At 64.5% G+C, this 5,489-nt stretch carries 5 protein-coding genes; 3 read left to right on the forward strand and 2 right to left on the reverse strand.

Features of this window, described 5'->3' with window-relative positions; all coding sequences use genetic code 11:
• Window positions 1-173: transposase (locus JWP90_RS13180; protein ID WP_367182683.1), on the reverse strand; the 173-nt coding region annotated here is incomplete at its 3' end.
• A gap of 81 nt (window positions 174-254) precedes the next feature.
• Window positions 255-1,247, reverse strand: coding sequence for an IS481 family transposase (locus JWP90_RS07020; protein ID WP_297361636.1), 993 nt, complete (start codon window positions 1,245-1,247; stop codon window positions 255-257).
• A 204-nt stretch (window positions 1,248-1,451) separates the two neighbouring features.
• Between JWP90_RS07020 and JWP90_RS07025 the strand changes: the two genes are divergently transcribed.
• From JWP90_RS07025 to JWP90_RS07035, 3 genes are all read left to right on the forward strand, one after another.
• On the forward strand, window positions 1,452-3,101 hold the full coding sequence (locus JWP90_RS07025; protein WP_297361639.1) for an ATP-binding protein: 1,650 nt from the start codon (window positions 1,452-1,454) through the stop codon (window positions 3,099-3,101).
• Between the two features lie 36 nt (window positions 3,102-3,137).
• Window positions 3,138-4,295 (forward strand): diguanylate cyclase, encoded by a 1,158-nt coding sequence (locus JWP90_RS07030; protein ID WP_297361642.1) that lies wholly within the window; start codon window positions 3,138-3,140, stop codon window positions 4,293-4,295.
• A gap of 167 nt (window positions 4,296-4,462) precedes the next feature.
• Window positions 4,463-5,489: malate:quinone oxidoreductase (locus JWP90_RS07035; RefSeq protein WP_297361644.1), on the forward strand; the 1,027-nt coding region annotated here is incomplete at its 3' end.

Here is a 5,489-nt window from a genome sequence, read left to right on the forward strand (position 1 = left end):
TCCTCGATGTCGGCCAGTTTCAGCCAGCGTTGCAGACAGGATTCAGAGATTCCGAAGTCCTTCGCGATCCGAGAGATCGGCGCCTCGCCTTTGCGGGCAACAGCCACGACGTCTCGGCGGAATTCCAGGGGAAGCTTTGGGCACGGGAAACATCCTTCCGTGAGAACCGAAATCCTCACAAGTCAGGAGTCAAACAAACCGACAGCAGTCCCCAATCGACTGACCGGGACGTGCGCGTGCGATATGCCCGCCAACTAGATGTACTGCCCAGGCAGGTTGGTTAACCGGCTGATGGGTGGGTGGCCTCCGATAGCGGTGTGGGGTCTGTGGTGATTGTAACCATGCAGCCAGGCCGGAAGCGCGTTCCGGCGGGCTGATTCGGTTGTGTAGTGCTTGCTGAACGCCCAACCGTCGGCGAGGGTGCGGTGGAAACGTTCGATCTTCCCGTTCGTCTGCGGACGATAGGGGCGGGTCTTCTTCGCCTTGATACCCAGCTCGGTGCAGGTGTCGCGCCAGAGGTGGGACTTGTAGGCGGAGCCGTTGTCGGAGAGCACCCGTTCAACGACAACGCCGCGGGCGGCGAACCAGGACACCGCCCGGCGCAGAACGCTGACGGCGGTGGCCGCGGTTTCGTCATCGTGGATCTCGGCGTAGGCGACCCGGGAGTGGTCATCGATCACGGTGTGAACGAACGCTGTGCCGATCTTCGGGTGCCGATAGGCGCTCTTGGATTTGCCGGGCGTCGCCGCCCGGTTCCGCTCTCCCTGTTGCCGGCCGACGTAACGCCACCCGCCGCCGTCCGGGATGTTGCCGAGTTTCTTCACATCGACGTGGATCATCGCGCCCGGTGTCTCGTGCTCGTATCGGCGCACCACTTCACCGGTTCGCCGGTCAACATGAGACAGCCGGTTCAGCCGGCACCGGACCAGGACCGCATGAACCGTCGACGCCGGAACCCCGACCGTCGCCCCAATTTGGACTGGGCCGAGTCGTTTTCGCCATCGCAGCTGAACGATTTTCCGCACCAGATCCGGCGCGGTCCGGTTCGGGATTCGGTGCGGCCGGGACGACCGATCCTGCATCCCGGCCTCACCCATCGCCGCATATCGTTCAGCCCACCGGTTCGCCGTCGGCCAGGCACAATTGAACACTTTCGCGGCCTGCGATACCGGCCAACCGTCATCAACGATCAGCCGCGCCACCCGAAGTCGTTGGCGTGGAGTCAGAGCAGCATTAGCGTGGGACATCGAGGACCTCCTGGCTGTCGAGAGTGTTTGTCTAAGCAACTCCCACTCTGCAACCGGAGGTCCTCACCTCATTCGCAGCAACTACAGCGAGTCGTCACACCGATTCAACCAACGTCCCTGGGCAGTACACCTAGCGCGCGCGTCGCGCGCTAACACACGTATTCAGCGGCGCCGACCGCCGTCCAGCGTTGCTAGTGTTCACACATGAGCAGTCCCTCGGCATCGCCGATGAAATCGCACGGGCGGGAACGCCTCGAGCGTTCGGTGTTCCTGTGGCAGCTGCTTCTCGCGGTCGGCGTGCTCATCCTCGTCTGCATCTTGCTCGTCGTCGACATCCGCCTGTCGAGTGAACTGCTCCTGCTTGTGGGCGTCGCGGTCATCTTCCTGACCACGATGGCGGCATCCGCTGTGCCGTGGCGCAAACTGCCCAGTCGCGCGACGATCGCCCTGCCGATCCTGGACATTCTCGGCATCGCCCTGATCGAAGCCGGTGAGCAGTCCCTTGGTGCGGCGCTCTTCCTTGTCTTCCCGGTGATCTGGCTCGCCACGTATTACCAGATGTTCGGGGCCGTTCTCGCTCCCACGCTGTCCACCCTCGCCGTCGGGATCAACTGGTTCGTCAACCCGAGCAACACAGTCCGCCTCCCCACGCTGCTCGTGCTGGCGATCGTGTTCGCCTTCGTTGCCACGGCAAGCTATATCGGCACACAGAAGAACCTCGCCCAGCGGCGCCTGCTCCGCCAGCAGGCCATGCTGCTCGAGGAGGCCTACGACCGGACCCGGCGGCAGGAACGTACCCTCGACGAAGTGATCAACGCGGTTACCTTCGGCGTCGTCGCGTACGACAAAATGGGCAGGCCGACGATGGTCAACCGGGCTCACCGGAAGCGGTTGCGCCAGTTCGGCTTCGACGAGAGCGAGATCGTCCCGGATGTGGTCTACCGCGAAGATCGCGTGACACCGTTCCCCGAGGAGGAGCGCCCGCACAAGCGCCTCGCCCGCGGTGAATCGTTCGACGATGTCGTCATGTGGTACGGCGAACCGGGCGGATACCGGATGGCACTCGCGGTAACCGGGCGGCCCCTGTCGAACGCGGCCGGGCAACAGGACGGGTCCGTGTGGGTGTCTCGCGACATCACCCGCGAGCTGGAAGCGATCGGTGCTCGCGACGACCTCGTCGTTTCGGTTTCCCATGAACTGCGCACACCGCTGACCTCCATCCTCGGTTACTTGGAACTCGTGCTCGACGGCGACGATGTCGGCGAAGAGAGCCGCACCCACATCGAAGTCGCCCTGAAGAACGCTGACCGCCTGCTATCCCTTGTGTCGGACCTGCTCATGGCATCCCACGACGACCAGGTCGGTTTCCTGCTGAATTTCGCCCCGACCGACGTTGCGGTGATCGCCAAGCAGTCGATCCAGGCGCTGAAGCCGATGGCCGAGGAGCGCAAGATCTCGCTGCTGCTCACTTCGATCGGCGACCCGATCGTGCAGGCGGACGAGTTTAGAATCCGCCAGGTCATCGACAACCTGCTCTCGAATGCGGTCAAGTACAACAACACCGGCGGCCGGGTGAGCATCGCCGTCATCGGCGATGTGGACGAGGTCGAGATCTTTGTGTCGGACACCGGCCGCGGGATGACCGAAGAAGAGCAGCGCAACCTGTTCTCGCGGTTCTACCGTGCGGAATCCGTGCGCAACACCACCATCCATGGCACCGGGTTAGGTCTGAGCATCAGCCGCGAGATTGCCCGCGCCCATGGCGGCGACGTCCGGATGTCCGCCAGCAGCCCCAGCGGGACGACCATGGTGGTCACCCTTCCGCGCATCAACGACGAGGACGCTGAACAATGACAACACCGGCAGACAGTGGCAGACAGCGGGGCATCCATGCTTGATCTTCAGACTCTGCTGATTGCGAGCGGAATGGTGGTCGCCATCTGCGGTGTGTCGTTCGTCTGTAACACGGTGTTCGGCCGCAACGACCCGACGGGGCGCGTGTGGAGTGCGGCTTTCATCGCCGGCATCCTCGCCACCGTCTCCTATGCCATCTGGGGTGCTGAGCGCACGGCATGGTGGGCGATCATGGTCGGTAACGCCTCCCTCGTCCTCGCCATGGGATGTGTCTGGGCCGGATCGCGGATCTTCAACGGCCGTGCGTCCCGCCTGGCGGCCGCCCTCGGCGGCTCGGCGGTGGCCGCGCTTGCCGCGGCACTCGAAAGCCCGGAAGCCGGCGACTGGGCCGGCGGGTTCGTCTTCCTCCTCGGTGTGGCCGTGTTCGCAGCGCTGGCCGGAGCAGAAGCCCTCCGGGGGCGGATGCGACGCAACCTCAACGCGCGCATCCTCGCGATATTGCTGCTGATCGTCGCCGCCTACTACGGATGCCGAGCCTTCGTCTTCCTGATCGCGACGCCAGACAGCGAACTCTTCCAGGATGCCTTCGGCACAGAGACGACCACCTTCGTCACCATCCTCTTCGTCATCGTGGCGTCGACGTCGATGTCGATCCTGCGGGCCGAACGTTCAGGTCCCCGCCACTCCCGGCCGTTCGAGCAAGGCAATTGGAACGGCATCCTTCCTGACGCGATGTTCTCGACGCCGGCTGCCGATCGCATCCGCCGTGCCAGCCGCCATGGGGAGCGTGTTGCCTTCATCGGTGCTGAGATCGACAACCTGGCCGACATGAACACAGCCTTCGGTCGCACGTTCGGTGACGACACGATCGAGTCGTTCAGTGCCATCCTGCAGGACCACCTGCCGTCCACCGCCATCATCGGGCGCCGGGCAGGCGCACAGTTCGCGTGCGTCGTCATGGCGGAGGATCTCGAGCAGGCGTACGACATCATCGAACGGGTGCGCCTGGCCCTCGTCGACGAGCCGGTCGAGAAATCGACAGGGATCCGCCTCGCCGTCAGCTGGGGGGTCGTCATGGCGGAGCCGGGCGAGCCCGACATCGCAGCGCTCACCGCCGAGGTGCGCGGCCTGGTGAAGGCCGCTCAGGAATCCGGCGGCAACCGGATCGCCGGGCGTCCGGCACCCACCCGCTAGCCGCTGCGCACACTCAACAGGGACCTCCGTGCGGAGGGCACCGCCCCTGTCGAGCAAGCGCGCTCGACAGAACCACCCGTTGAGCGGTGAGGGCAACGCCCCGCACGCCGACCGCACCCGCCACCGAGCGTGCGCGGCACCTTCTTCCCGCCGCCTAAACTAGGACCATGACCTCTTCCAACCCGGTGGATGTCGCCCTGATCGGTGGCGGCATCATGAGCGCAACTCTCGCAGCCCTGATCAAGCAGCTTCAGCCGGACTGGACCATCGAAATCTTCGAACGGCTCGGCGACGTCGCCCAGGAGAGCTCGAACCCGTGGAACAATGCAGGCACCGGCCACGCCGCCCTGTGCGAGCTCAACTACATGCCTGAGAGCAAGGACGGCTCGCTCGACCCATCCAAGGCGATCAGCGTCAATGAGCAGTTCCAGTTGAGCCGCCAGTTCTGGTCTTCGCTCGTCGCCCGTGGCATCCTTCGTGACCCTTCCACCTTCATCAACCCGACCCCGCACATGACGTTCGTGCAGGGCGAGAAGAACGTGGCCTACCTGCGCGAGCGGTACAACATTCTCAAAAAGCAGCCGCTGTTCGACGACATGGAGTACTCCGAGGACTCCCGCGTCATCCACAAGTGGGCTCCGCTGCTCATGAAGAAGCGCCTCAAGGGCGAGCCGTTTGCGGCCACCCGCGTCGCCTCTGGAACCGACGTCGACTTCGGCGCGCTGACCCACCAGCTGTTCGACGCGGCAACGGATGCCGGCGCAAAGGTCCGTCTCAACACCGAGGTCCGCGGACTGAAGAAGCAGAAGGACGGGACCTGGCTCATCCGTCACCGCCTGCTCGTCGGCAAGACTCCTGGGGTAACCCGTGCGCGGTTCGTCTTCGTCGGCGCTGGCGGCTGGGCGCTGAAACTACTGCAGAAGTCCGGGATTCCTGAGATCAAGGGTTACGGCGTCTTCCCGATCTCCGGACAGTTCCTGCGCACCGACAACCCCAGGATCGTCGCGGAACACCGCGCCAAGGTGTACAGCCAGGCTGCGGTCGGCGCCCCGCCGATGTCGGTTCCACACCTGGACGCGCGCGTCGTCAACGGAGAGTCGAGCCTGCTCTTCGGCCCGTACGCGGGCTTCAGCCCCAAGTTCCTCAAGAACGGGTCGATCCTCGACATCGTCACGCAGGTGCGACCGTCGAACC

Source organism: Mycetocola sp. (assembly GCF_025464835.1).
GTDB lineage: Bacteria > Actinomycetota > Actinomycetes > Actinomycetales > Microbacteriaceae > Mycetocola_A.

Coding starts and splice junctions, on each gene's coding strand:
- JWP90_RS07020 (WP_297361636.1), bottom strand. CDS start 1,247: ATGTCCCACGCTAATGCTGCTCTGACTCCACGCCAACGACTTCGGGTG.
- JWP90_RS07030 (WP_297361642.1), top strand. CDS start 3,138: ATGCTTGATCTTCAGACTCTGCTGATTGCGAGCGGAATGGTGGTCGCC.
- JWP90_RS07025 (WP_297361639.1), top strand. CDS start 1,452: ATGAGCAGTCCCTCGGCATCGCCGATGAAATCGCACGGGCGGGAACGC.